Annotated in this window: 24 protein-coding genes; 9 read left to right on the top strand and 15 right to left on the bottom strand. The window is 52.5% G+C overall.

Annotated elements, in window-relative coordinates; genetic code table 11:
• Window positions 1–18: 18 nt before the first annotated feature.
• Window positions 19–1572: a hypothetical protein gene (locus tag HCG48_RS04690; protein ID WP_168568119.1), complete on the bottom strand. Its 1554-nt coding sequence runs from the start codon at window positions 1570–1572 to the stop codon at window positions 19–21.
• Between the two features lie 351 nt (window positions 1573–1923).
• On the opposite strand from HCG48_RS04690, the gene HCG48_RS04685 reads away from it, so the two are divergent.
• Window positions 1924–2553, top strand: coding sequence for a ribonuclease H-like domain-containing protein (locus HCG48_RS04685; protein WP_168568118.1), 630 nt, complete (start codon window positions 1924–1926; stop codon window positions 2551–2553).
• A 12-nt stretch (window positions 2554–2565) separates the two neighbouring features.
• Here HCG48_RS04685 and HCG48_RS04680 read toward each other — a convergent pair whose 3' ends face one another.
• Complete coding sequence (locus tag HCG48_RS04680; RefSeq protein ID WP_168568117.1) at window positions 2566–2940, bottom strand: rhodanese-like domain-containing protein; 375 nt, start codon at window positions 2938–2940, stop codon at window positions 2566–2568.
• A 686-nt stretch (window positions 2941–3626) separates the two neighbouring features.
• Entirely contained in the window at window positions 3627–3764 is a 138-nt protein-coding gene (locus HCG48_RS04675; protein ID WP_168568116.1) for a hypothetical protein, read from the bottom strand.
• A gap of 184 nt (window positions 3765–3948) precedes the next feature.
• On the opposite strand from HCG48_RS04675, the gene HCG48_RS04670 reads away from it, so the two are divergent.
• The 3 genes from HCG48_RS04670 to HCG48_RS04660 all read left to right on the top strand — a co-directional run bounded on the left by HCG48_RS04670 (window position 3949) and on the right by HCG48_RS04660 (window position 6501).
• The gene (locus HCG48_RS04670; RefSeq protein WP_168568115.1) at window positions 3949–4734 is read left to right on the top strand and encodes a class II aldolase/adducin family protein; all 786 of its coding nucleotides are present in this window, start codon (window positions 3949–3951) and stop codon (window positions 4732–4734) included.
• A gap of 18 nt (window positions 4735–4752) precedes the next feature.
• Window positions 4753–5247, top strand: coding sequence for an MEKHLA domain-containing protein (locus tag HCG48_RS04665; protein ID WP_168568114.1), 495 nt, complete (start codon window positions 4753–4755; stop codon window positions 5245–5247).
• 72 nt (window positions 5248–5319) lie between these two features.
• On the top strand, window positions 5320–6501 hold the full coding sequence (locus HCG48_RS04660; protein ID WP_168568113.1) for a damage-control phosphatase ARMT1 family protein: 1182 nt from the start codon (window positions 5320–5322) through the stop codon (window positions 6499–6501).
• A gap of 162 nt (window positions 6502–6663) precedes the next feature.
• Here HCG48_RS04660 and HCG48_RS04655 read toward each other — a convergent pair whose 3' ends face one another.
• Window positions 6664–6804, bottom strand: a complete 141-nt coding sequence (locus HCG48_RS04655) for a hypothetical protein (protein ID WP_168568112.1) — start codon at window positions 6802–6804, stop codon at window positions 6664–6666.
• 177 nt (window positions 6805–6981) lie between these two features.
• Between HCG48_RS04655 and HCG48_RS04650 the strand changes: the two genes are divergently transcribed.
• Entirely contained in the window at window positions 6982–7467 is a 486-nt protein-coding gene (locus HCG48_RS04650; RefSeq protein ID WP_168568111.1) for a hypothetical protein, read from the top strand.
• A 376-nt stretch (window positions 7468–7843) separates the two neighbouring features.
• Here the strand turns inward: HCG48_RS04650 and HCG48_RS04645 are convergent, their stop codons facing one another.
• A complete protein-coding gene (locus HCG48_RS04645; protein WP_168568110.1) occupies window positions 7844–8011 on the bottom strand; it encodes a hypothetical protein in 168 nt (55 codons plus the stop codon).
• Between the two features lie 91 nt (window positions 8012–8102).
• Here HCG48_RS04645 and HCG48_RS04640 point away from each other — a divergent pair, with 91 nt between their 5' ends.
• Window positions 8103–8906 carry a pentapeptide repeat-containing protein gene (locus tag HCG48_RS04640; RefSeq protein ID WP_168571741.1) on the top strand — a complete coding sequence of 268 codons (804 nt, stop codon included), beginning with the start codon at window positions 8103–8105 and terminating at the stop codon, window positions 8904–8906.
• A gap of 40 nt (window positions 8907–8946) precedes the next feature.
• Here the strand turns inward: HCG48_RS04640 and HCG48_RS04635 are convergent, their stop codons facing one another.
• From HCG48_RS04635 to HCG48_RS04620, 4 genes are all read right to left on the bottom strand, one after another.
• The gene (locus HCG48_RS04635; protein WP_168568109.1) at window positions 8947–9225 is read right to left on the bottom strand and encodes an acylphosphatase; all 279 of its coding nucleotides are present in this window, start codon (window positions 9223–9225) and stop codon (window positions 8947–8949) included.
• A 142-nt stretch (window positions 9226–9367) separates the two neighbouring features.
• The gene (locus HCG48_RS04630) at window positions 9368–10105 is read right to left on the bottom strand and encodes a phycocyanobilin:ferredoxin oxidoreductase (RefSeq protein ID WP_168568108.1); all 738 of its coding nucleotides are present in this window, start codon (window positions 10103–10105) and stop codon (window positions 9368–9370) included.
• A 192-nt stretch (window positions 10106–10297) separates the two neighbouring features.
• The gene (gene cphA, locus HCG48_RS04625; RefSeq protein WP_168568107.1) at window positions 10298–13009 is read right to left on the bottom strand and encodes a cyanophycin synthetase; all 2712 of its coding nucleotides are present in this window, start codon (window positions 13007–13009) and stop codon (window positions 10298–10300) included.
• 357 nt (window positions 13010–13366) lie between these two features.
• On the bottom strand, window positions 13367–14230 hold the full coding sequence (locus HCG48_RS04620) for a cyanophycinase (RefSeq protein WP_168571740.1): 864 nt from the start codon (window positions 14228–14230) through the stop codon (window positions 13367–13369).
• Between the two features lie 1025 nt (window positions 14231–15255).
• On the opposite strand from HCG48_RS04620, the gene trmD reads away from it, so the two are divergent.
• The 3 genes from trmD (at window position 15256) to HCG48_RS04605 (ending at window position 19459) form a co-directional block, all read left to right on the top strand.
• The gene (gene trmD / locus HCG48_RS04615) at window positions 15256–15966 is read left to right on the top strand and encodes a tRNA (guanosine(37)-N1)-methyltransferase TrmD (RefSeq protein ID WP_168568106.1); all 711 of its coding nucleotides are present in this window, start codon (window positions 15256–15258) and stop codon (window positions 15964–15966) included.
• 42 nt (window positions 15967–16008) lie between these two features.
• Window positions 16009–17538, top strand: a complete 1530-nt coding sequence (locus HCG48_RS04610) for a DUF1517 domain-containing protein (RefSeq protein ID WP_168568105.1) — start codon at window positions 16009–16011, stop codon at window positions 17536–17538.
• A gap of 76 nt (window positions 17539–17614) precedes the next feature.
• A complete protein-coding gene (locus tag HCG48_RS04605) occupies window positions 17615–19459 on the top strand; it encodes an ArnT family glycosyltransferase (protein WP_246259901.1) in 1845 nt (614 codons plus the stop codon).
• 283 nt (window positions 19460–19742) lie between these two features.
• Here the strand turns inward: HCG48_RS04605 and HCG48_RS04600 are convergent, their stop codons facing one another.
• The 6 genes from HCG48_RS04600 to HCG48_RS04575 form a co-directional block, all read right to left on the bottom strand.
• Complete coding sequence (locus HCG48_RS04600; protein ID WP_168568104.1) at window positions 19743–20435, bottom strand: lysozyme inhibitor LprI family protein; 693 nt, start codon at window positions 20433–20435, stop codon at window positions 19743–19745.
• Window positions 20436–20678: 243 nt separating this feature from the next.
• On the bottom strand, window positions 20679–22475 hold the full coding sequence (typA, locus tag HCG48_RS04595; protein ID WP_168568103.1) for a translational GTPase TypA: 1797 nt from the start codon (window positions 22473–22475) through the stop codon (window positions 20679–20681).
• A 320-nt stretch (window positions 22476–22795) separates the two neighbouring features.
• On the bottom strand, window positions 22796–23356 hold the full coding sequence (locus HCG48_RS04590; RefSeq protein WP_168568102.1) for a Uma2 family endonuclease: 561 nt from the start codon (window positions 23354–23356) through the stop codon (window positions 22796–22798).
• 159 nt (window positions 23357–23515) lie between these two features.
• Window positions 23516–24478 (bottom strand): DUF1517 domain-containing protein, encoded by a 963-nt coding sequence (locus HCG48_RS04585; protein WP_168568101.1) that lies wholly within the window; start codon window positions 24476–24478, stop codon window positions 23516–23518.
• Between the two features lie 224 nt (window positions 24479–24702).
• Window positions 24703–24915, bottom strand: coding sequence for a sulfur carrier protein ThiS (gene thiS, locus HCG48_RS04580; protein WP_168568100.1), 213 nt, complete (start codon window positions 24913–24915; stop codon window positions 24703–24705).
• A complete protein-coding gene (locus HCG48_RS04575; RefSeq protein ID WP_168568099.1) occupies window positions 24887–26020 on the bottom strand; it encodes a thiamine phosphate synthase in 1134 nt (377 codons plus the stop codon). The genes thiS and HCG48_RS04575 overlap by 29 nt, the downstream gene beginning before the upstream one ends.
• Between the last annotated feature and the right edge of the window lie 321 nt (window positions 26021–26341).

Below are 26341 nucleotides of genomic sequence, written 5' to 3'. Positions count from 1 at the left end.
TCTACAATCTAATAAAGGTTAAATATTGGGTGTTAAGAAGGGAAAAGTTGTTATTTTTTGGGGAATAGCGATCGCGCTAAACTGCGTTGAAGAAATGTTTTGAACGAGCAAGAGTTCGGGAGTATTTTGAGTGAAGCGAAATACCGCTAAACGGGCGCTGTCACCTTGTTTTAACGCGAGAAAGATCGTTTCGCCAACAACGGCGATCGCCCCCCTGGGTTCGAGATTTCCACCTAATTGAGCGATGTCAAGAAAAGCAGCTCGAACGGAAATTGTTGCGCCAGCTTCGATCGTAGAATCGGTACGGGACAGCCAGATCGTACCGTCAGTATGGGTTGTTAAAGCCCACGGACGATCGCCGGATGTGAGAGCAAATGGGTCGATTCCTCGGGGATCGCCGCTCTCACGCCAGCGATCGCGATCTAACTCCGTAAGCTCGATCGCCCATTCTTCCTCGGAGGGGAGCAGGGGAAACCCGAGAACATTGGTTCCAGAGTCGTATGGAGTGCGGTAGTTCTGCACGACAAACCAGCGATCGGCGTTGAAATCGAGCCATTGTGCGCTTAGCTGCCGATCGGTGCCATCAATTCGATCGCGCGATCGCACTTTCAAGTTAGCCGGATCTCCCACGTCAATCCGAAAGATATATGCGGGTTCGACGACGTTATCGAGGAAGTAAGCCATACCCTCACGAATCAAGATCTGCTGGGAAGTTTGGCACTGTTGAGGGGAATGGCGATCGCCTGCGGAACTGCCTAAATCGAGCCAACCGACGGTATTGAGGCGATCGTCCACACAGAGTAAACCGCCATCGGTGGCGAGCAAAAGGGTCTCATCCTTGACGGCAACGGCACCGATCGCCTTAAAGTAAAAAGGCCACAACCGAGATAAAGTGCGATCGCCCAGCCATAAATAAGGACGGCGGGGATCTTCTCCGTCGATGTGAGTCGGTTTTAAGGTGATGACGATTTGTCCCGAAAACTCGAAAACCTCACTTTCGGCGAAGCCGTCTCGCGATTCATCGGGAGGCAGTTCGGCTAACAGATCGACGGTTTTCGCAGTTTGATAAAACCCGGTGTCTTTGTCGTAGTGTAAGTGGCTCAAATGTGGGCGACTGGGGGAGGCGGCGGGTTCCCAAACGTAGAGATCGGGGAGGTCTAGGGATCGAGATCCCTCGGCTGAAAGGGGGCGATCGGCACTGAGATCGAAAATCGGTCGGTTGAAGCGATCGCGCGGCGGGGAATCCGGCGGCGGTTGCTTAGCACTTTGTGCGGTTAACAACTCGAAACTGCCGCGATCGCCCGCGCTGTCGTGCCATTTCCCTTGAAAAATATTATCTGAAGTGAGTTTACCCGCGTAGACCGCGCAGTAGTCGTTTCCGGCGCTGACTTCGAGACTGTGGATGAGGGTAACGCCGCGTCCCTGGAGAATTTGACCGGAAAATCGCGACGGTGGCTCACGATCGCGGGAATAGGCGCTAAAATGGCTGCCCTCTCGGGTGAAGCGGAGGCGATCGCGGCGATCGCCCCGATCGAGCAACCAATCGGTTTCTACTTGAAAGAGTTCGGACATGGGCGATCGCTCTCGTCGTGACGGTTAAATTCTAACCCGAGGCTACCCCGTCCTCAATGTTGTAATAACCCAGGGCGGCGATCGCTTCGAGGGGGCGGGCGATCGAGCAGTGAGGCTTAGTTTGACAGAAGATCGAAAATGTCCTCGAATCAAGCCAAAGGAAAACGTCGGATCGATGTGGATTGCGCGAAAGAGTTGACACCATCGAGGGATTGCTCGAAGCTAAAGGCTTGTTATCTACTGCCGAAATCGAATTCCCAGAGAGTGAGTCACTGACTTTACATTAACCTAGCGGTAGCAATATATCGCCCGCATTTTGCGAGCTTTAGAGGAGGAGAATTAAGCCGGGTCATGACATTAAAAGATTTTCAGGTTGGCGATCGCGATTTAACTGAAGCGCAATTGAATGCGTATCTGGAGGCGGAGGCGATCGCCGTCGATACGGAAACCATGGGATTGTTACCGCAGCGCGATCGCTTGTGTTTGGTGCAGTTGTGCGATCCGCACGATCGCGTCACGGTGGTTCGGATCGCCCGAGGGCAGACAGATGCACCCTTTTTAAAGCGGTTATTGGAAGCCGAAAAGACGGTGAAAGTGTTTCACTACGCCCGTTTTGACGTGGCAGCCCTTCGCTACCACCTGTCGATTGAGGTGCAACCCATATTTTGTACCAAAATTGCCAGCAAGTTAGCTCGCACTTATACCCCCCGTCATGGGTTGAAAGATGTGGTTCTGGAATTAGAACGGGTGGAACTGGACAAAAGCGCCCAAAGTTCCGATTGGGGGAATGCAGACAACCTTTCGGAAGCGCAACTGAGTTATGCGGCGAATGACGTGCGCTACTTGCTCTCAGTCCGGCATAAGTTGATGAAAATGTTGCAGCGAGAGGAACGCTGGGAGTTGGCGCAGCAGTGTTTTAGTTGCATCCCGGTATTCGTTTCTTTAGATTTGCTGCAATACAAAGATCTGTTCGCGCATTAGGCGATCGCGCCGTTAAACGCAGCGCGCCGAAGACTCGATCGGAAATCCGAAGGCTTTCCACGCCGCCACGCCGCCACGCAGTTCGGAGACTTTGCGATAGCCGGCCCGTCGCAATTCTCCGGCGGCGCGGGCGGTTTCTTCGTCGCTGGTGCCGTAGATGTAAATGTCGCGGGTCAATTCTAAAAAGCGCAGGGCGCGATCGAGGAGTTGAGCCCGGGGAATGGAGACGGCGCCGCAGATGTGAGCTTCGTTGAAGTCGTCGCGATCGCGCACGTCTACGATTGTCAGCGCAGGTTCGCCCCAATCCAAGCGCGCTTTGAGGTCGGAGGCGAGCGATCGCGCCTTCAACGGGGGAATCACGGGAATTAAGCGACTGAGAGGGTTCATTGTCCAATTTTTCTTATCACATCTCCCGCAATGTAGCAAGAATTTTTACAATTTGCAAACTTTTCTCATTAAACTGTTTTTCAATTCACGAATTGGGAGAAAAGAGGGAGCCGCGATCGGATATTTTCGAGGATCGGGTTGCGATCTTTAAAAAAGTGAAAGATTATAAGCTGGTGACGATTTAAATTCGTCGTTCGAGAGCGAGGATCTTGCTCGCTCTCGCAGCACACGGGCTGCACTTCCTTCCCTATTTCAGTGGCGAACAGCTTAAGCTGTTTCTCTTTTAAAGAGCATATAGGACTCCTAAAGGATTTGTAACTCAAGTAGGGAGCAAGTGTGACTTTGTAAATTTCGGCGTTTTACACTTTTTTGGTAAAGTTGACACCACTAGCCCGATATCGATCGCAGGTATCCTCAAATACATAGACGATGGCTATAAAACTTTGAAAAAAATCTACTTTTACGGTTTTCTTGTTTCCAATTATTCAGTCATTAGTACAAATTGATTAAGTATGACCCACTTCACACAAGCGCAATTCCCGTATATTTGTACAGAAAAATGTTTCGTCACCCTCATTTGTTCTCGCGATCGCTTCGATAATTTGACCTGCCTAATTTTTCAAAACCCACTGACATAAATTCCCGTCATTTTGAGCGGTCGGCGATCGGGGAATAAAGCCTTTTTCTTACCAGTTGCGGGCGGCAATATCGATGTTATCGACCCACAGAGCCACGTCAGGGAGCCTACGATCGCCGTCCCCGGTTCGATCGCCGAACCACCTTAAGTGAGAAGCCTCGGCAAACGACAGTACGAAACGATCCACCACCAAGCGATCGCCCTACAATTCAACTGCAAAAGGCGATCGATCGCTCACTTCTAATTTACACTCGGACTGTTGAAAAGAAATCATGACGCTCAATCGTCGTATCTTTTAAGATGCTAACTTTTTTGAAGAGTTCGAGGGAACCCGTTACCTTGAAACTAGACCTTTAGACCGGGCAACCGTCATGACCACGCCAACCGCGATCGCCACTTCCAGCACCCCGATGCCCCAACCGCCCCAGTTCGACAGTCTCGACGCCGAACGCCAACATCGCAAACAACGGCTAGCTGCCGCATTTCGCCTGTTTGCGAGCTTCGGTTTTGATGAAGGGGTCGCCGGACATATCACCACCCGAGATCCCGAATATCCAGACCATTTTTGGGTCAATCCCTTCGGAATGTACTTCGGTCACATCCGCGTTTCCGACTTATTATTGGTCAACCATAACGGCGAAGTCGTCCGAGGAAACAAGCCCGTCAACGCCGCAGGTTTTGCGATTCACTCGCAAATTCATCAAGCCCGTCCCGAGATCGTCGCGGCGGCTCACGCCCACTCGATGTACGGTAAAACCTGGTCAACCCTGGGGCGACTCCTCGATCCCCTCACTCAGGATGCGTGCGCGTTTTATCAAGATCATGCCTTATTTGACGACTATACCGGAGTCGTTTTAGACCCCGGGGAAGGCGAAAGACTGGCTCGAACTTTGGGCAGTTGCAAGGCGGCGATCCTCCGAAATCACGGTTTACTTACCGTCGGTCACTCCGTCGATGAGGCGGCGTGGTGGTTTATCGCGATGGAACGCTGCTGTCAGTCCCAGCTACTCGCGGAAGCGGCGGGAACCCCGATCCCCATTCGTTCCGAAATTGCCCATTTGACTTATACCCAAGTCGGAACACCTTATATGGGATGGTTTGCTTTTCAGTCTCTTTACGAGAAAATAGTAGGCGAACAACCGGATTTACTCGAATAAATTGACGATTGACGACTGATGAGTGCTTCGATTTCTTTTCCCGAAACAGATCCGACCATCCTGCGGCAAACTCAATTAATTCTCAACAGTTTTCAAGATCAGTTGGGATATCATTTACTCGAAATAGAAGGGTCGCCGGACACGATCGCGCGATCGCTGTTTGACGCCCCTTTTGTGGTGGTTTCCCACGGAACTGAAGCCGACCCAATTTTTAATTATGGTAACCGCCAAGGGTTGCAATTGTGGGAATTTAGCTGGGACGAGTTTACCCGGATGCCTTCGCGGCAATGCGTCGAACCCAGTGGTTTCGACGAGCGATCGCAGTTGTTAAGCCAAGCCAATCAATGCGGTTATATTACCAATTATCGCGGAGTTCGGATTTCGCGAACGGGGAAGCGGTTTATTATTTCGGATGTCATTCTCTGGAATCTTCACGATGAAACCGATCGCTATTGCGGACAAGCAGCGACCTTTCCCCATTGGACATTTATCGACGAAAACTGTAATGAGTAAACATCCAGAACCCGATCGCCAATGCCCAATTTTTTTAATCTAAACTCTACACTCTAAACTCTACAATTTCTAATGTCCTATCCACCTCCGATAAAAGCGTGCGATCGCCGAGATTCTTGGGCTTACGATACCGTCGCCCGACGCTTGAGCGAAATCTGTCTTAAAATTATTCCAGAAAATGAGTTTTCGCCGGAAATTGTCGGTAATTTGGAAAAATTAGCGGCAGATATTCCTCAAGGTACTATTCGACATCTCCTTGATACAGACTCTAGAGATGCGACGGATTGGCAAAACTATATTCAACCTTATCTCGGTCAAAGTTGGTTGGAGGTTCCCTGGTTTTTTGCCGAAACTTATTTTTACCGACGCATTATCGAGGCGATCGATTACTTTCGTTTACAAATCGATCCGTATTTATTACAAAAAAAGTTAGGATTGGAACGATCGCACAGTTCTATTCAAGTGTTGAGTCAAAAACTCAATCGTAGTCTCAAAGATGCCGATCGCGTGCAAACGATCGCCCTCATTCATGCCAGTTTGTGGGGCAATCGCGTCGATCTGAGTTTGTGGCCTGCCGAACATGGCGATCGCTCGATTAGCGAGTCGGAACAGGAGAAACACCGTATTTTAGCGGATGACAGCGATCGCACGGTAGATTTATTGCAAAAAAGGGGCGATCGCGTCGATTTTATTGTCGATAATGCGGGATTTGAGTTATTCTGCGATCTCTGTTTTGCCGATTTCTTGTTAACTTCCGGTCTCAGCCAGCAGGTTTTCATTCATGGGAAGTCTCACCCCACGTTTGTTTCCGATGCCATGGTAAAAGATGTACTCGATACGGTTAATTATTTACAAAATCATAGCGAGTTAGAGATTAAAAGGGTGGGCGATCGCCTGCAAGATCATCTCGATCGCGATCGCTTGTCTCTCCGGCATCATTTCTTCTGGACTTCGCCTCTGGCGTGGTGGGAAATGCCGTCAGATTTATGTCAAAACTTGGCTGATTCTAATTTAGTGATTGTTAAAGGAGATGCGAACTATCGGCGATTGTTGGGCGATCGTTATTGGTCGTTTACCACTCCTTTTTCCGAAATTATCGGTGATTTCCCAACCTCTATTTTAGCGTTGCGAACGATGAAAGCCGAACTCGCTTGTGGGTTGCAACCGGGACAAGCCGAATGGTTACAAAAAGAGGATCCGCAATGGATGACAAACGGACAACGGGGGGTCATTCAGCTTAGTGTGAAAGCATAAGAGAAAGATCGATGTTCGCCGATCGCTTTTGAAAGGCGGACGCGATCCATCCCCTGGTTGACGTTCCCAAAAATTGAGGAAGTCTGCGGGAGACGTACCGCGTCGGTTAGAAAGTGCTATTTTAGGGAAAATGGCAGCAGATCGAAGGCGATCGCGCGTTTTCTAGCGTTTTCCTTTTTGATTCGGGTTCATCTGCTTCCCGCGATTTCCCTGACCGCGATCGTATTGGCGATTCGTTCCGGGAGTCCCTTTGTTAGAGTTTTGTTGATTCGCACTATTATCGCGGGGATTAGTTTTACTCATTGGTTATTCACAAATCACTGTTTTTAAAGTGCGCCGCGACGTGCGACAATCCGGAAGGTTGGCAAAATTATTTCGATCGGAGGCGATCGCCTCCCATCCGATGGGGCTTCAACGAGTCGCAAAAGGCTAAACTTTTGCTAAAAAGAGGTAAAAGGAGCGTTTTGCGGCTTCGATCTCTTGACCTCGGGCGATCGTGCGATCGCCGACCTGTCCTCGGACTCGCCTGCAATGTTTTTCCTCAAAAAACTGCCTCGCTTTTCCCTGGCTTTGATGTTGGTGACCTATTTTAATTTAGGTTGGACTCTTTCCGAATCTCACTCGGAGTGGTGGATTTGGGTGGCGATCTCCTTATTGATTTTATCGATCGCCGAAGCTTTGGCGGCGCCTTGGTCGTTAATCCGCACGTTCTTAGTCCGGTGGCTGCGATCGGATTTTCGCGCCTTCGTGACCGTGATGTCTGGGGCGTTTTTCGCCGTGGTCTTGCTGTCGTGGATCGAGGTGTCCTCCCAAGGGTTGATTTTGGTCGTCGCCGCCTGTATCGCCCGTCTCGACTTGCAAACGGGGCTGTTTCGTCCTTGGCAGGATTTCTTGATTTTAGCCTTTGTGGCCCTGGTGGGGTTGAGTTTGGGCGGTACAGTTCATTATTTGCTGTTAGACCGCTAAACAAGCCGGAGAAAGCAGGGTTTAAACAATAGTTTAAATATTGGACATCTGATTTTTTTGTGGTAAAATCATTAGCATCTTTAAGCCACGTCAAGAAATATCGAGTTTTCCTTACAAACTCGCAGCCAGTAAAGGGTGTATTCTAACGGTAACAATGGGTAGGTGAGGCGCAACTCCATACACTTACCCGCGCCCGAAACACGAGGCGATCGCCAGATAATCGCGATAATCGAAGGAACTGGCACGGCGATCGCCGATCGCTTTTCGTCCTCGATTTTTTCTAATAGCAGCCATCAAACAATTGAGTGTCAATTGAGTCCAGCCAGCAACAATTCCTGTTTTCAATCGCCATCGATAGGGGATTTCTCAAGAAAAATCATTGACGGGCGATCGCCCTGCGGGTCTTGACCCCGTAACTGACGCGATCGGACGCCGCACGAATTCCGATGAAATCGAGGAATTTGTGGCGTCGATTTGCTAAAACAAAGACATCTCGTTTGATGGACTTGCTTGGAGAAGATCCAAACCTTTCTCGATCTGCCATAAGCAACCGATCTTGGCTTAAACTTAGCTCAATCGATTAGTGCGGGAACTTAACCCAGATGTTTGCCAATAACCCTTATCTAAAAAATCACATTTCCGGCAATAACGCCCATATCAAACGCCTACTGGAAACGAAACAATGCCAGGGAGGCAATCTCAACGATGCGAACTTGGGACGCTTCAATTTAAGTAAAGCCGATTTGAGTGGGGCCAAGTTATTATTTGCCAACCTCAATCGTTCCAATCTCAGCCATGCCAATTTAAGCGGGGCTGACTTGAGTTTTGCCAATTTGGTAGCGGCAGATTTGAATAACGCCGACTTGAGCGGTTTGGATGCCAAAAGTATTAATTTATTTGAAGCCAAGCTGCAAAACGCCGATCTCAGTGGAGGCGATCTCAGTTATGCCAATTGCGTGAATGCCAATTTGTGCGAAGCGAACCTCAGTGGCGCCGAAATGCAAGGGATGAACGCGATCGGCGCCCAGCTCAATCATGCCAACATGAGTGGCGTCCATTTAGCCGGGGCGAATATCGGTCACGCACAATTAATCGGCGCCAACCTTTCCAATGCCGATTTAAGTGACTGTCGCCTGGTGGGGACGGATTTGAGCAATGCGTCTCTCAACGGGGCCGATTTGAGAAATGCGAATTTGTTCAATGCTAATTTAAGCGGGGCCAACCTGACCGGAGCTAATTTAGCCGGGGCCAATCTCGCTCATGCCAAACTGGATGGGGCGATCGGTCTGTACCGGGACAACCCGATGCCGATTCACTATCACGACCACCACGGAACTCACGCACACCAGGCAGGTTCGCCGTACATTACCTTTTCTCAAGCCGGGACCTATCCGGGAACGCCGGGGGGATTGGCGTTACCCCGTCCGGGAATGCCTTAAACGGATTCGCCTGTAGGGGCGATTGGCGAATTGCCCCTACTCAATAGCGAATTTCAAAGCTGGCGAATCCTTCTGGCGGGCGAGATTCGACTTCGACGCGATCGACGATCGCCCCACCGGGCCCTCGTTCGCACCAACTTATCATCTGTTCGACTTGAGGGCGATCGCCTTCTAACACCGCTTCCACTTGAGTGCTTGGCAAGTTGCGAACCCAACCGACAACGCCGAGTTTCTCCGCTTCACGAACGGTAGAAAAGCGGTAACCGACGCCTTGGACGCGACCGGAAATGAGTAAGCGAGTGCAAATGGTTTCGGACATTAGGAATTTGAGATTTTAGCTTTGAGATTTTAGCTTTTAGCTTTTAGCTTTTAGATTTTAGATTGAGGGAATCGGAAAGCTTATGACTTGCCTGGGGCGGATCGACACCCGCCCTGGGTACTTTGGACGATTGAGTTCTGACTTATGCTTCTGAGGGCAAATCAAACAAGACCGTGGTCATATAGTGATGCGCCCAATCCGGGCCGAAAGCTTTTTCGAGAACGCGACGGGTTTTGTCGTTTTGCTGTTGGTGAGTGCAGTAGTTATGCTGACCTTTGAGGATTTGCGCTTTTTTGTCTGGGGTGGGCGGCGTGGCGATCGCCACTCGGGCGTGAATTTCTAAAAAGCTTTTGACGCGGTCGAGAAATTGCGTTTCTTCTTCTCGACCGTCGGGACGGATAAATAAACAATATTCGGAAAAAATATGACCCCATTGGGGTAAGTCGCGCACTTGCGAAAACTCGGCGGGGCTTAAAGCGGCGATCGCCTCGCGATAGGCGTCCGGTAACTGGGGATCGGCGATCGGGGATAAATCGGCGATCGCCGCGCTAATTTGCCCGCGTCCGCCCACTAAATCGGTACCGAACATCGGCAAATCGTATTCGGGACGGGGAAACATCACGCAATGCAAAATATCGAGGCTGTTGCCGACTTTTGCCAGTTCTAAATGCAGTTTACGAAACTCGCGGGTTTGATAACATTTATTTTCAATAACCAGCTTCTCCCCTTCTAGCCGACCTTCGACATATCCCAACTCTTCCGCTAAAGGATAGGGAGATAAGTCTAAATATTCCTGCCACACGCCCTCGATCGTGTCGGCGAGTTGGCGAATCAGGTCGTGTTGTTCGAGTCGTAGTGATGGGGTAGAAGTGCTGGTCACGGTGGTTTTTCCTTTGAGTGGGATGCCCGGTGGCGGATCGATGGGGCGATCGCCCGTCCTCCATGACCGATTATAAAGGGCGGCGGGACCCGACCCAACCTTAAACAACAAATCAACCAACAAGGGGCAAATAACAAATGGAGGCGCCCGTCTTGGGTGCCTCCGAGATCGATCCCTACATTGCTGTCAAGCTCAAAGACTCGAACGGCTGTATTCCTCCGAGGAAGACGACTCAGCCGATTTCGGACTCAACGAAGCTTTGCCATTTTTACTAAATGACTCTTCCCCGATCGGTTTGCGCGCTTCGATCGCCCGAATGGCGCGACTGACGCTTTCTGGGAGAATCACCACCAAGCTGCCGGAACTGGCCTCATCCAGGGCAATTTCGATCGCCTCCGACTCGTTGAGGATCGACTCGAAACGGGCCTCTCGGTTCGCCGATTCGATCCCGCGCACGATCAAATCCGCCGCATCGCCACGGGGACGTCCTCGGGTATCGTCATCTTCTTTGACGATGATGCGATCGAACATTTCCGCCGACAGACGGCCCAAGGTGACGAAATCTTCATCGCGGCGATCGCCCGGTCCGCCGACCACCCCGATCCGTTCTCCGGGCCAGTTGCGCACGAACCCCGCCAACGCTTCGTAACTCGCCGGATTGTGAGCGTAGTCTACCAAGGCGTGATAGCTGCCCAAATTAAACAAATTCATCCGTCCCGGGGTCTGACTCACCGACGCTTGGAACGTACCCAACCCGGCGCGAATCTGTTCGACTTCCACCCCGTGGGCGAACGCCGCCAGAGACGCCGCCAGGGCGTTGGCAATCATAAACGGCGCCCGAGCCCCCATCGTCAGGGGAACGTTCACCGCCTCCTCGATCCGCGTCGTCCAATCGCCCTCGCGAATCGACAGGTAGCCATTTTCGTAGATCGCTGCCAGTCCGCCTTTCGCGGTATGTTCGCGAATCACCTCACTTTCGGGATCCATCGAGAAGTAAGCGACCTTGCATTTAATCTTATTCGCCATCGCCGCCACCCGGGGATCGTCCGCATTGAGGATCGCGTAGCCTTTGGGGGCGACCGCTTCCACCAGTACGGCTTTGAGATTGGCCATTTGTTCGATCGTGTCGATATCGCCGATCCCGAGGTGGTCGGCGGCCACATTTAAGACCATACCCACATCGCAGCGCTCGAACGCCAAGCCGGAACGCAGGATCCCCCCTCGGGCCGTTTCTAAAACCGCGACTTCGACGGTGGGATCTTTGAGAATCAGTTCCGCACTTTGCGGTCCGGTGTTGTCCCCTTTCTCCACGAGGAAATCGCCGATATAGGTGCCGTCCGTGGTGGTGTAGCCCACGGTTTGTCCCGTCTGTTTGACGATATGAGCCAGTAGGCGCGTCGTGGTGGTTTTGCCGTTAGTTCCGGTCACCGCCAAGATCGGGACGCGGGTGGGGGCGTTATCCGGGAAGAGCATGTCGAAGACCGGGGCGGCGACATTGCGCGGCAGCCCCCGGCTGGGACAGACGTGCATCCGGAAGCCCGGGGCGGCGTTGACTTCGACAATGACGCCATCGGTTTCGCGCAGGGGTCGGGAAATGTCTTCCGTTACCACATCGATACCGCAAATGTCAAGGCCGATTATTTTCGAGACCCGTTGGGCGATCCAGAGATTTTCGGGATGGATTTCGTCGGTGCGATCGATGGCGATGCCCCCGGTACTGAGGTTGGCGGTCGATCGCAGGTAAAAGACTTCCCCTTCTTCGAGAATAGTTTCGAGGGTGTAGCCTTTGCGATCGAGCAGACTCCAGGTGGTACGGTCTACCTGTAGCCGGGTGAGGACGTTATCGTGACCTTCGCCGCGATTGGGGTCGCGATTGGTTTCGTCGATCAGTTCTTGAATGGTCGATCGCCCGTCCCCGACCACGTGCGCGGGGACTCGTTCCGCCACGGCGACCAGTTTACCGTTGACTACTAACACGCGGTGGTCGCGTCCTTTGTAGAAGCGCTCGACGATCACCGTGCGGGTTTTCGAGGCCGCACTCGCCGCGTCGTAAGCCGCTTCCGCATCTTTCCAGGAGTCGATATCGATGGTGATCCCCCGTCCGTGGTTGCCGTCGAGAGGTTTGATTACGATCGGGTAGCCGCCGACCTCGTCGATCGCCGCTTCGAGTTCGTCGAGATAGTGAATGACCGTGCCTCGCGGAACCGGAATCCCGGAATCGAGCAAGATCTGCTTCGTCCCTTCTTTATCGCAGGCCAGTTCGACCCCGAGGATGCTACTGCGATCGGTGAGCGTCGCTTGGATCCGTTTTTGATGCACTCCGTATCCCAACTGAATCATCGCCCGGGCGCTCAACGGGAACCAGGGAATCCCGCGTGCTTCCGCTTCGTTGACCAGGGTTTCCGTACTCGGTCCGAGGGCGGCCTGAGCCCACAAATCTTTGAGATCTTCGAGGTCTTGTTGAATTTCGCTTTCGGGATAATGTCCGGTATCGACGATACTGCGGCACAACCGCACTGCAGCCCGCGCCGCATACCGACCCGCCCGTTCGTCGCGGTATTCAAACACGACTTGGTAAACCCCCGGGGTGGACGTTTCGCGGGTGCGACCGAAACCGACTTCCATGCCGACGAGTTCTTGCAGTTCGAGAGCGACATGTTCGACAATGTGGCCCATCATCGTCCCTTCGCGCACTCGGGTGAGGAAGCCCCCCCGACAACCTGGGGAGCAGTAGTGTTCGACCAAACTCGGCAGAACTTCCGTGAGACCGTCGTAAAAACCCGAGATCGTGTTCGACGGTTTCTCGGCTAAGTCCTCTAAATCGAGGCGCATGACAATGAGTTTGTGGCGTCGAATACTCCAGTAGTTGGGACCCCGTAATGTTTGAATTCTGAGTATTTTCATAACTCTCCCCGAGGGTGATGCGCTGTTGTTAGAAGCAATGGAGGGACTGTATCTAGTTTCTGAGTTGGAAAACGGGTCAGACTGTTCGCTGCGAACAATTCGTGCGGTTTACGTTCGGATTGGATGGCGATCGCCGCCGATCTTCGACCCTCGAACCGATGTCTCGAACAGGCGGGCGAGGCGATCGCGAAGGACACGAGGGTTCGGATCCGGGTATAAAGATTGACAACATTGACCTCGGTGGGATTTGAGACCGCGACACTTGACATCACGAGACTCAAATCCCCCGCACGATCGCCTGGAGCGGACGGAGGATAGGAGCGGACGGGTAGAAACATGGCGCGGCTGGATGGGGCGTTAGGGGGTCGGTCGCGATTGGGGATGGACGATCGTGCGCTGGCGCAGGTCGTAGCGATCGCCGTGACAGAGAATGTGAACCCGCAGGTTGTAAAGGCTGAGCGGGTCGCTCGCCGCCACCTGAGATTCGTTGGTGTAGAACATATCGCCGGGATCGACAATATTCACCGTTCCTTTGCCCATCACTTGGAGGGTGCCGTCACTTTCAAACATCGCGCACGTGTCTTCATCGATCCCCACCCCGAGGCGATCCGGGTGGCAGGCGATCGCCGAAAGCAGCCGCGCCATGCGATTGCGGTTGTGAAAATGCTGGTCCACAATCACATCCGGCAGAATTCCCAAGCCCGTCGCCATATCGACTAAGGAACGGTTGGGCGACTCGCCACTTCCCCCCCCGGCAATCATGTGATGGCCCATCACTGCCGCGCCCGCACTGGTACCCGCCAGGGTAATTTTGCCTTCGCGCACTTTCATCCGGATTTTTTCCATGAGCGGGGTGTCCGCCAACAGAGCGCACAAGCGCAATTGATCCCCCCCGGTCATGAATACCCCGGTGGACTCTTCTAGATACTCTTGCCATCGGGGATCTTCTCCCTGGGATCGTTCTCGGATATCGAGCAGCTCGATGGCTTTGGCGCCCATGTCCGCAAAGATCGTGCGGTAGCGATCGCCGATCGCCGACGGTTCGCGCGAGGCACAAGGGATGATGGCAATCCGCGCCTCCACTCCCCCCGCACGACCGAAAAACGTGTGCAGGATCTCGCGGCCATGCACTTTGTCTTCTGCTCCGCCAATCACCATGACAGTATTTTTTAGCGGTTGGGGGATCTTCGGTTGAAGGGATTGTGATTCTAACTGCTGCATGGATGATATTGCTATAGGCCGTGAGTTTAATGAACTGCGACTCTTGTCCGCCCGGCAACCCGGCGTAGCGGTTCCGTCGATCGCTCGACCGCCCGGGGCCGTTTCGGCTGGGGCGATCGCCCCACAAGTGGGAGTCCGGTTGGGTTCCCGATTCACTTGCCCCCTTCGCTCCTGTAGGTTTCGGTCTTTCCCTCCGGCAAAGCTTGCCGTCGGTCTAGAATCCCGTATAGGGAACCAAGGCTCAAGGCAGCACGGACGATCGAATCGTCTCGGATGACGGATCGGGTTGACGCTCGCACCCATCGAGCAAAATGGATGGGATTCCTGCTTCAGTGACCTTGGCTGAAAAGCGAATCGGGAGCGCCGATCCCGATCTCTGTGCCAAAATTCACACCGCCGTGCAAATTTTTAGTTCGAGTCATTCGCTTCCCCCGTCCCGGTCTCCACAGGCTTACTTTTTTACTGTTGAGCCGCGCTCTGCCTTACAGTTTTGGATTGAAAAGGTTCAGTTTTTCTGGGGGGTGCTATTCGTTGCAATAGCATCGGTTTCTATCGAGGTCTTTCGTACCTCTTGGGTAGCTCTCGTGCAGGTTTTTCGGTTCGAGGAGTCTCAGTTTTCAACTCAACAAATTTCAAACCTCACAAGTTACTCCATTGGGGCTTAAAACCTCCGTTATCCTAACATAGAACGACGGCTCAACTCAGCGCGCTCCCTCCACCTCTCGGGGAACGGAACGCATTTGCGATAATGGCATTTGCGACAATGTTTTATCATGCCAGATTCTGGCAAGGAATGTTAGCTATTTCAGCAAATGTTGACCTAGTGGAGTGCCTCGGGGAGATCGCAAAGCGACCCGCCGAGTCCGTCACGGTTTCGCCTCGACTCCCTCAATCCCCTCGCTTCCTTCCTCTCCCACGGCGATCGCCTCGCGCAAAAACCGACGATGCCCCCCTTCCCGGGCGATCGCCCCCTGAATATGTTAAATTTTCGTTACACTTTATAGCCAAAATTCACCCAAGCTCTCGTGCGTATTGATGTCATTACCCTCTTCCCAGAACTGTTCGCCGGACCGCTACAAACTGGGTTGCTCGGTAAAGCCTTAGCCAAACAAATCGCCCACATCAACCTCGTCAACCCTCGGGATTTCACCACCGACAAGCATCGTAAAGTCGATGACGAACCCTATGGCGGCGGTGTCGGCATGGTCATGAAACCCGAACCGATTTTCGCCGCGATCGAGTCTTTACCCGTCTTACAACGGCGCGAAATCATCCTCATGACCCCCCAAGGTCAACCGATGACCCAAAGCTTATTTCGCCAACTAAGCGCCGATTACGACCAACTCGTTTTAATTTGCGGGCGCTACGAAGGTGTAGACGAACGAGTCATGCACCTGGTCACTCGAGAAGTCTCCTTAGGCGATTTCGTCCTCACCGGAGGTGAAATCCCCGCCCTGGCCCTCATCGATGGTGTCGTGCGCTTGCAACCGGGAACCGTCGGCAAACGCGAATCCGTCGTCGCCGACAGTTTCGAGGACGGCTTGCTCGACTATCCCCACTACACCCGTCCCGCCGAATTTCGCGGCCTCAAAGTTCCCGAAGTCTTACTCTCCGGCCATCATGGCGCGATCGCGCGCTGGCGCCGCCAACAACAAATCGAACGAACCCGCCAACGGCGCCCGGACTTACTCCAACAGTGGCAACTGAGTAGCGATTCCCATGACGAATGCCCTTAAATAGGCTAAGACTGAAGGTGAAGACCCCTGTCGGAAACGGCCATGTTAAAGCTCAACGCGATCGTTGCCACCTTACTCACCTTGGTTTTGGTCAACGAGCTCAAAATCGAACCCCATGCCGGAAAAAACATCACTCAGTGGGTTCAAAGTAACTCCCTCGTCCTCGCCCGTCGCAGCAGTGGCAGTTCGAGCCGTTCCCGCTCCTCCGGTTCCCGTTCCCGCAGCAGTGGCAGTTCGAGCCGTTCCCGCTCCTCCGGTTCCCGTTCCCGCAGCAGTGGCAGTTCGAGCCGTTCCCGCACTACCAGCCCCAGCCGCACTACCAGTCCCAGCCGCACTACCAGTCCCAGCCGCAGCAATACCGGGGGACGAGTCCAAGGCGGCAGCTTCAACCGCACCAGTTCACCCAAACCCAGCGCCTCACCCAAACCCAGCCCCACCCCTCGCAGCCAACCGACCACCAGCCCCTCTACCACCAGCCCCAGCCGCAGCAACACCGGGGGACGAGTCCAAGGCGGCAGCTTCAACCGCACCCCTTCCCCTACACCCACTCCCACCCCCACTCCTACGTCCGTTCCCTCCAGTCCGACTTACCGCACTCCCCAACCGCGTTACAACGGCTCCTCATCGGGCAATGTTTATATCATCAACCCAGAAATCGAGTTTGAATCCGACGAACCCAACTACCAACAACCGTACTATCCCGCACCCGCTCCCACTCAACCCTCGGTTGATAACGTAGACTCCGGACTCAAATACAACCCCGAAGCCTCTCCGACCTCGATTCCCAACACCGTCCCCGCCAATCCCGGAACGGGTCAGTACAACCAAACCGCCCCCACTCCTAACTATTCCGGGAATTTAAATACCTCCACCAACGCCCCCAGAGCTTCGAGGGGATTTCCTTGGGGTTTCGTCCTCTTCTTACTGGTCTCGGGGGGCGTTTTAGGTGCGATTTGGTACATGATGAGCAAACGCGGTGCAGGAGCGGCCCCCGCCAACGAGCTAGATAATGATGTGGTGACCGTGAGTAAGCTACAAGTCGCCTTACTCGCCAGCGCCCGCCAGATTCAGCAACAACTCAACGAAACCAGTCTGAGCGCCGACCTGGAAACTCCCGAAGGACGGTGCGAATTTTTACAAGAAACCGCCTTGGGGTTATTGCGTCATCCCGAGTATTGGGTGCGCGCCCAAGCGGTTTCCGAAACAGTGGAGAATCGAGACAAAGCAGGGCAACGGTTCCAAGAATTATCGATTGAAGAACGCAGCAAATTCAGTGCCGAAACTTTCGCCAATGTCGGCGGACAAGTTAAGTATCGAGAAGCTTTACCCGATGCGGGAGATGAATTAGCCTCCTATATTGTGGTGACTTTACTGGTGGGAACGGAAGACGACCAACCGTTATTCGACCAAGTCTATTCCGATGAAGAACTCAAAGCGGCTTTACAACGGGCGGCGGCGATTACTCCGGAGTATTTGTTGGTGTTAGAGGTGTTGTGGAGTCCCCAGGAAGACACCGATGTTTTAACTGAGGAGCAATTGTTAACTCTTTATGGGGATATGGTTCAAATTTAGCAGAACTGCGAGGATTCTGGCGGTTTTGCTAAAATCTAAAATCTAAAGTCCACAGATACGGGTTTTCAAAGATAAATTGTTTGCCAAGACTCAGACTGTTTTATGGTTGGCTGCTGGATTGTGGTCGATCGCGATCGCGGGGCTGGCTTTTTTATGGAACTTGGGTAGTGTCAGCTTGATCGACGAAACCGAACCTTTATTCGCCGAAGCGGCGCGCCAAATGACCGTAACCGGGGATTGGATTACTCCCTATTTCAACGGCGAAACGCGCTTTGACAAACCGCCTCTGATTTATTGGTTGATGGCGATCGCCTACCAGGTTTTCGGGGTCAATGAATGGGCCGTCCGCTTGCCTTCGGCATCGTGCGCCATTGTTCTTACTTTGTTCTTATTTTTGACGGTCCGCACCTTCGGACTGTCTCACCCGTGGCAGCGACAAATGCCGCGATCGAACTCGGTTTCCTCTTGGTTGGGGGCGGGACTGGCCGCCACTCTGTTTGCCTTGAATATACAAGTCATCGCTTGGGGACGAACCGGGGTCTCGGATATGTTACTGACCGCCTGCATGGATATCGGTTTGCTGGCGTTTTTTTGGGGCTACGCGACGGGAGATCCCGAGGAAAAATCGCCCATTTTGGGGGTGGATCTGCCACAACCGTTGCGAAATCCTAACACTTGGTATTTTATTTTTTATCTGGCGATCGCCCTAGCTATCCTCGCGAAAGGTCCGGTGGGGATCGTGCTTCCGGCATTGATTATTGGCAGTTTTCTGCTGTACCTGGGGGAATTCACCACGGTAGTGCGCGAAATGAAGCTCGTTTGGGGACTGTTCCTCGTCGGCGCGATCGCCATTCCCTGGTATGTCGCCGTCATTGTCGCGAACGGGCAAAGTTATATCGATAGCTTTTTTGGCTATCACAACTTCGAGCGCTTCACCCAAGTGGTCAACCGTCACGGCGAACCGTGGTATTTTTACCTTGCCGTCATCTTGCTCGGATTTGCGCCGTGGTCGAGTTATTTACCTTTGGGTTTGGCGCGATCGGGTTTTTGGAAACGGCGACGCTGGCAATCCCAATCGCGATCGCGGCAGTTGACTTTTTTTGCTTTCACTTGGTTTGCTGTTATCTTCATTTTCTTCACCATTGCTGCTACCAAGTTACCCAGTTATGTCTTACCCTTACTGCCTGCCGCCGCGATTTTAACCAGCTTGTTTTGGAGTGAAGAAGTCGAAAATCCTTCGTTAAATGGAGAAGGTCGATCCGGGCGATCGCAAAGTGAAGGCTCCGCCGGATCGCCCCGCCGCTTTTTCCATTTTTCCATCGGTTTAAATCTGCTACTTTTACTCTTACTCGCCGCCGTCTTTTTCTGGAGTCGGCAACTGCTCGGACGCGATCCGTCGATGCCCGAATTTCGCGATTTATTACAATCGAGTGGCTTGGCACTGAGGGCTGCGGCGATTTTAACTATTACCGCAGGGGCGATCGCCCTGAGCTGGTGGCAGGGGCGATCGCGCCCCATTCTCGCTATCAATCTAATTAGCTTTCTACTCTTTTTTACCGTCGCCGTCTATCCAATTTACACTTTATTCGACAGTCAAAGACAAATCCCGATCCGCCAAATGGCCGATCGCATAGTCGAACTCAGACAAGCCGACGAAGAAGTGATTATGGTCGGCTTTGAAAAACCGAGCTTGGTGTTTTATACCCGTCAACCGATTACCTTCTTTCGACGATCTACGGATACGCGCGAATACGTGCAGAATCTCGCCCGAAAATCACCCGCTTCGGAAACGCTAATGATTTTAGGCTATCCCAATAAAATCCGAGGGACAGGTTTGCGTCCTCCAGACTATCAAGTTTTAGCTGAAGCGGGCAATTATCGGTTAATTCGAGTAGAAAAACAGGAGTTTTTGGAATTTTAAATCTCTAACAGCTTATCTATAGCGAGCCACACCCATATTGTGTTGTTTTTGTGGACAACAAATGACTAGAGTTCATCAAGCTGAAGAGTCAATTTTCTTCTGGTGAGCTGTTAGATATTTCAACGAGATGAGTCAAGCCCGTGTTACACCCGTCTCGTCCGTTTCTGTACGGCAATTGACATTTTTTTGAGGACTGTTTGGGCGGTTTTGGCCAAGGTTCTCTTCTGCTACGATCGCCCTTTTTGCCTCAACTTTTTATTCTTCCCCTTTGACGCACGCCATGCTAAGCCTTGTAATGCATAATCTGGCTTAGGAAATCCAAATGAGCTTCTAACTGCTCTACTCTAACTTCTGTCAGGCGAATTCGACAGAAATTAAACCCTGCATTGCCACCTCCACTGCGTTCAAATTCACAGAGCGCATCGCGATATTCGATCCAATCCAATTCTGCTGTTTTTAACAGATTTTTTCGCTTACTGGGCAGTCGATCCATCAACTGCTGATAAACGGCATTCAACTGCCTGTCTGCAATTTGATAATTTTCTCCTAGAGCAGGCGGGATTTGTCCTCTTTCATACCGATAAAGTTCGGCATTTCTAATGTCGGTTAAATTCGCCAAACAGCCGTAATACAGCATCGGTTGCATGGTTCCACCTTCTGCTACACTGCTGTGAAAGGCGCATTCAGAATCCCGAAATGCAATCCAGGCGCGTTGTGCTTTGACTAATTGTTGCCGTCGGTTATTGGACAGTTGTGGGATTAGAGATTGATAGATTTGATTGAGTTCGAGATCTGCCGCTTCCCAACGTTGTTGCTCACAAGCATTTAGTTCGCGTTGAGTTCGGGGATTGTTGCAATTGAGTTGGGGTTGAGCAATTGCACTGAATTGATTCAAGTCCAAGGCGATCGTACTCACTGCTACGATTCCCAATACGCCAAACCATCGCCAAAGCTGATTCTGATTGAGGCTTTTCATCTTTGCTGAATTCTCCTGCAATCTTAATGACTGTATGTTTGATTTTGGTTCTAAGTTCTAAGTCTAAATATCTAATATCTTATCAAGTTTTTAATGAGGATTTAGAAAAAAGTACGACGCCGGAGATGTTAACCACGCGCTTGCGCGATCGCACGTTGAATGAGGCGGCGATTGGCGCACAAAATAAGAGCGTCCGATCGCCCGAACGCCCCTATTTCTTATTCCGCTTTCAGACAGCGACGTTTAGCGTTTCGCCAACTTCTTATTATTCGCCATCTTCCGCAAGCGAATCGATTCCGGCGTCACTTCCAGCAACTCATCCGGCCCGATATACTCTAACGCCCGTTCCAAACTCATCTCCACAGGCGCCTGCAACTGCACCAACTCATCCCCCGTCGAAGACCGGACGTTAGTCAACTGCTTGGTCTTGCAGACGTTCAAATCCAAATCCTGCGGACGATTGTGTTCGCCGACGATCATCCCCTTATACACCTTCGTCCCCGGCGTGATGAAAAACACGCCCCGGTCTTCCGCATTTTTCAAAGCGTAGAAAGTCGCCGTTCCTTCCTCAAACGAGATAATCACCCCATTGCGGCGGGTTTCCACATCTCCGGCTAACGAACGATAATCGAGGAAACTGTGATTCATGATCCCTTCCCCGCGAGAAAGGCGCAAGAACTCACCCCGGAACCCGATCAACCCCCGCGCCGGAATCGCGAATTCGAGTTGAGTCCGACCGTTGACGCCGACGCGCATATCGAGCATTTCTCCGCGTCGCTGACCGAGACGTTCGATACAACCGCCGACGGCTTCTTCCGGGATATCGAGCACCAGACATTCGTAAGGTTCGCAGGGTTGACCGTTGATTTCTCGGTAAATGACCTGCGGTTGGGAGACTTGGAACTCGTAGCCTTCCCGGCGCATGGTTTCGATCAGGATCCCCAGGTGCAGTTCGCCGCGACCGGAGACGAGGAATTTATCCGGGGTGTCCGCTTCTTCGACCCGTAAGGCGACGTTGGTTTCGAGTTCGCGCATGAGGCGATCGCGCAATTGCCGGGAGGTCACGTAACTGCCTTCCAAACCCGCAAATGGCGAATCGTTGACCCAGAAGGTCATTTGTAAGGTCGGTTCGTCTACTTTAATCAGGGGTAAAGCTTGGGGTTCTTCCGGACAAGTAATCGTCTCGCCGATATTGGCATCTCCAAATCCGGCGACGGCGACCAAGTTTCCGGCGGAGGCTTCCTCGATTTCCACCCGACTCAAGCCTTCAAACCCCATTAATTTGGAGATTTTGGCTTTGACGATGCTGCCGTCTTCTTTGACTAAAGCGGCTTGCTGTCCGGCTTTAATCGTGCCGTTGTGGATGCGTCCGATGACGATACGTCCGAGATATTCGGAGTAGTCGAGGGTGGTGACTTGCAGTTGTAGCGGTTTGGTCGCATCGCCAATCGGCGGCGGAACGTGTTCGAGGATTTCCTCAAACAGGGGTTGCATGTCCTGACCGTCTTCGTCGAGGTCTTTTTTAGCGTACCCGTCGAGACCGGAGGCGAACAGGTAAGGAAATTCGCACTGGTCGTCATCGGCGCCGAGTTCGATGAACAGGTCGAGGACTTTATCGACGGCGCCGTAGGGGTCGGCTTGCGGGCGATCGATCTTGTTGACGATCACGATCGGGCGCAAGCCTTTTTCTAAGGCTTTCTTGAGGACGAAGCGCGTTTGCGGCATCGGGCCTTCGTTGGCGTCTACAATCAGCAAACAGCCATCGACCATGCCGAGGACTCGTTCGACTTCGCCGCCAAAGTCGGCGTGTCCGGGGGTATCGACGATGTTGATTAAGGTGTCTTTATAGCGAACGGCGGTATTTTTGGAGAGGATGGTGATCCCGCGTTCGCGTTCGAGGGGGTTGGAGTCCATGACGCAATCGGGAACGTCTTCCCCTTCGCGGAAGATGCCCGATTGTTTGAGGAGGGCGTCAACGAGGGTGGTTTTGCCGTGATCGACGTGGGCGATGATAGCGACGTTGCGAATGGGAAGACTCATATTGCGTGGAGGTTAAATACCAGATGTTGATTGAGATTGGGCGTTCGTTTCAAATAACTTAATAATTTTAACGTACCCGAGGCTCATTCGCGTGTCGCCGCGATCGCTTTTTCCAATTTAGGGGAGTTGGGATACAAGGTAATGCCAGTCGAGGCGATCGGCCTTCCGCTATCCTCGATCGCGGTTAGGGCGGGCAATTTTTTGCCTACCCTACTATAGCAATCCTAAATGATTTGTAACCTATGTAGGGAGCAAGATGCTCCCACTCCCAGGGGTTTCAGGTGGATCGCCCTGACTCGACTGATTTAGGAATGCTATAGTTAACTAAATACATCCACCACCAAACAACTAAATCCAGACAAAAGAGGAGTGGTCAGCGTATCTTGTTCAAACAAGGTCACGACTAATTTGAGCATTCCCCCTTCGCGCCGATAAACTTTAATTTCGATGTTTTGATAATCGCAAATCCAATATTCCTGCACGCCTTGGGTTGAATACAGTTTTAGCTTTAATTCTAAATCCCGTTGTCGATCTTTAGGGCTTTTTGATAGTACCTCAACGACTAACTCGGGGGCATCAGTTAAGTGGCCCAATTCATCTAGGCAGTTTTCCAATCGCCGATCGCTGGCCCAAACTACATCGGGAATTACACTATCTGTTGCTGAAAAAATAATTCCGGGGGCGATCGCCGTTCTTCCCAAACCTGTCTGACGAGACCAAGCTTTTAACTGAGCATAAACATTGCCGACAACCTCTTGATGTTTCCAGTGTGGTGCTCTGGTCACAATGAGGTCTCCATCAATAATTTCATAGCGTTTCCCATCCTCTGGAAAGAGTTCGAGATCGGCGATCGTCCAACGAACGGGTTGAGTGCTTGTCATCCTAAATTCGGTTGACTCGATCTTTTTTTTGATAAAGAGTAAGAGAAAATGAGAGAAATAGGGAAGGAATCTAAATCCCCAATTCAACAGTGAAATACAATCCCCTTCGATCGCCCGAGAGGCATTCCACGCGGAACGCCCCCCGAAGCTCCCATGTAGTTAAACCAAACTCAAATTAGGATAAACCGCCATCACGTCATCGGAAGTGAGGGTATCCCCTTTCGCTTGCGGCGCCCACAGCACCTCAAATGCCAGCAGTTGCTCGCTCGAAATTCCACCGATTTGACGCAAGGCTTGGCGCAAGTCGTCGCTGCCTTGAATTTTCGGCAGGGACAGATCGCCGAGAGTACCGACAATCAGGGTAACGACGATATACTCTCCCGGGCCGTCCATCAAGTTATTTTCTGCGAGTTCGCCCTTCTGACGATTCGCCAGACTGGAACTTTGAGTATCGCGCCGTTGGTTGTTGACGTTCGAGAGCGTTTCTTCCTGGACTTTCGATCGCTCTGCGAGGGCTAGTTGGTTAAATTTAGCTTCCGCCGCATTCAAGCGGGTTTTGTCCGAGGTAGAAGCGCCGTAAACCCAATATTCCGGATGGCGCAAGAGGGCGAGAGTCGCTTCTTGCAGGACTTGGGCTCGTCCGCGATCGCTCGACGTGTCCGCCGTAGCGGCGAGGTTGTCGAGTTCTTCTTGCAACTCGCGCGCTTCGGCGAGCAATCCGACTTGGACTTCGGCGACGGAAACGGTGGGATTGGTATTGTTTTCGACTTCGCGTTCCTCACCGATTTGACGGAAACTGCGGACGAGGAAATTGGCGATCGCGATAAAAATCAAAATCGTAAACAGTCCGCCGAACCCGCCGCCAAAACCGAAGAACGGCAGCAGGAAGGGGAAGCCAAAGCCACCACCGGGATAATAGCCGCCACCGCCGGGACGTTGGTAAGTGCGAGTCGGCGGTGAAAAGCTGCGACCGGGTGCTCTGAACGAACCGCCCCCGATGCGACCGCCCGTCCGTGCGGCTAGGGCGCCGTCCACTTGGCTGAAGACCAGGACGATCGCCAGAAACACGACGGCGAGAGTTTTGAAAAAGGGTTTGATTGACGAACGGAATTTTCTATACATACAAAACCAATGAGTTGATTGGCGAGAGATTGACAGGCTGCGAGCGGATCGCCCGAGCATCTGCACGAGCTTTTGCGCTCCTTCTTTTAATGTATCGCTTTCTCAAGCCACTCTCCCCCGAGGGGGATCGCCCATCGAGTTGGGATAGCCGTACTTCCCTCAAAAACGGGGGTAAAAACGGGCGATCGCCCCCAGATCAAAAGCTAACCTGTTTTTAACCCTCGTCAACCGCCCCCGACAATCGTAACCACTTCCAGGCGATCGCCCCCTCGGATTTCCGTCGTCGTCCAAAACTGACGGTGGAGAATTTCGCCGTTGTACTCCAACGCCACCAAGCGGGGATTGAACCCGAGATGTTCTAGGCATTGCGGCACGTTCAAACCTGCCGGACAGGTGTGGCTTTCACCATTAAGTTGCAAGGTAATTCGATCGGCCATGGGATTGAGAATGTCGTTGTTGGTAAGCACGCAGTGTATCGATGCGATTGAGTTGGGATAAAAAATACTGAGTGACCAAAGTCGGCTGTTCCGCATCGCAGATCGCCCGCACCACCGCCACCCGTTCCGCTCCCCCGGAAATCACCTCATTGAGATTGCTCATATCAATTCCGCCAATCGCAAACCACGGAATCGGTGAATTTTCCGCCGCATAGCGGACGTAATCGAGACCCGCCGGGGTTTTTCCGGCTTTCGTCGGCGTTTGATAGACCGGACCGACGCCGATATAGTCCGCCCCTTCGAGTAACGCGCGCTGCAGTTCCTCGGAATTGGTCGTCGATCGCCCGATAATGCGATGGGGGCCGAGGAGTTCGCGCGCCAGCGCCAGGGGAACGTCTTGCTGTCCCAAATGCACGCCGTCCGCTTCCACCGCCAGGGCCAGATCGACGCGATCGTTAATAATAAACAACGCCTTGTAATCGTGGCAGAGTCGGCAGAGCTTTTGAGCCATCCGCAGGCGATCGCAATCGTTCGAGTCCTTATCCCGATACTGCACCAAGGTCAATCCCCCTTGCAGCGCCGCCTCGACAATCGCATAAATATTCTCCGACGGCGAAGTCACCAAATACAGCCGCGCTTGTTTTAACAACTGCTGCCGTTCGTAGGCGAGCAAAGCACTTTCGAGTTGGTAGACCCGATAGCGCATTTGCTTGAACGACGCCCCCATTTGACGGTTGTAGATCTTGCCGTACTCTTCCAAAACCCTGAGCGCTTCTTCGATGCGGCAGAAATTCGCCGTCAGAACATCGGCGAGATTGTCGCGCTCCTCTTCCTGTTCGTGAGTTAAGCTAGTCCCGGGATCCCCGGACGTATTGCGGGCCGAGCGTAACTCCGGACTGTGCCAACTGCCCAATTCTTGGCGCAATTGCTTGCATTCTGATGCCAGAGATTGGCTCTCTAAGCCAAAACGGCACCATTCCTCAATAATTCTCAGACCTTCGCGAGCGCGGTCTAAATTGGCATCTAAAATGCGGCGAACGGCGGGCTGGGCTTTCAGCGAAACCAGCGCCGATTGTTTTTCGAGACCACTATCTTTGTCACTCATTCCAAATTCTGTAAGCTCGATACTCCCGCCTCTGAATCTTAAGTAAACTACCCCTCATCTATTGCTTAGCAATGATGAGGGGGTTTAGGTAGCCCGCAAGACAACATCGTGCAAAGAGTAAGACATCATCTCGGAGCCTCTAGGCGAGTTGCGGAAAGCACCGCATCGAGTTTTTCAACCTGTTGCGGCGACAGATCCAACTTGCAAGAGACTGTGAGAACTTGGGGCATTGCCAGAAAGTGCTGTTTTTCAGCTCTGATTATAGCAGATTGGCAGCTTTGAGGGCGTCGTAGACGCGAAGTGGCTTCTCGTAGAGTCCCC

The sequence above is a fragment of the Oxynema aestuarii AP17 genome (assembly GCF_012295525.1).
Classification (GTDB): Bacteria; Cyanobacteriota; Cyanobacteriia; order Cyanobacteriales; family Laspinemataceae; genus Oxynema; species Oxynema aestuarii.
Note: the sequence above shows the minus strand (reverse complement) of the source record. Positions and strands in the feature narration are given on the sequence as shown.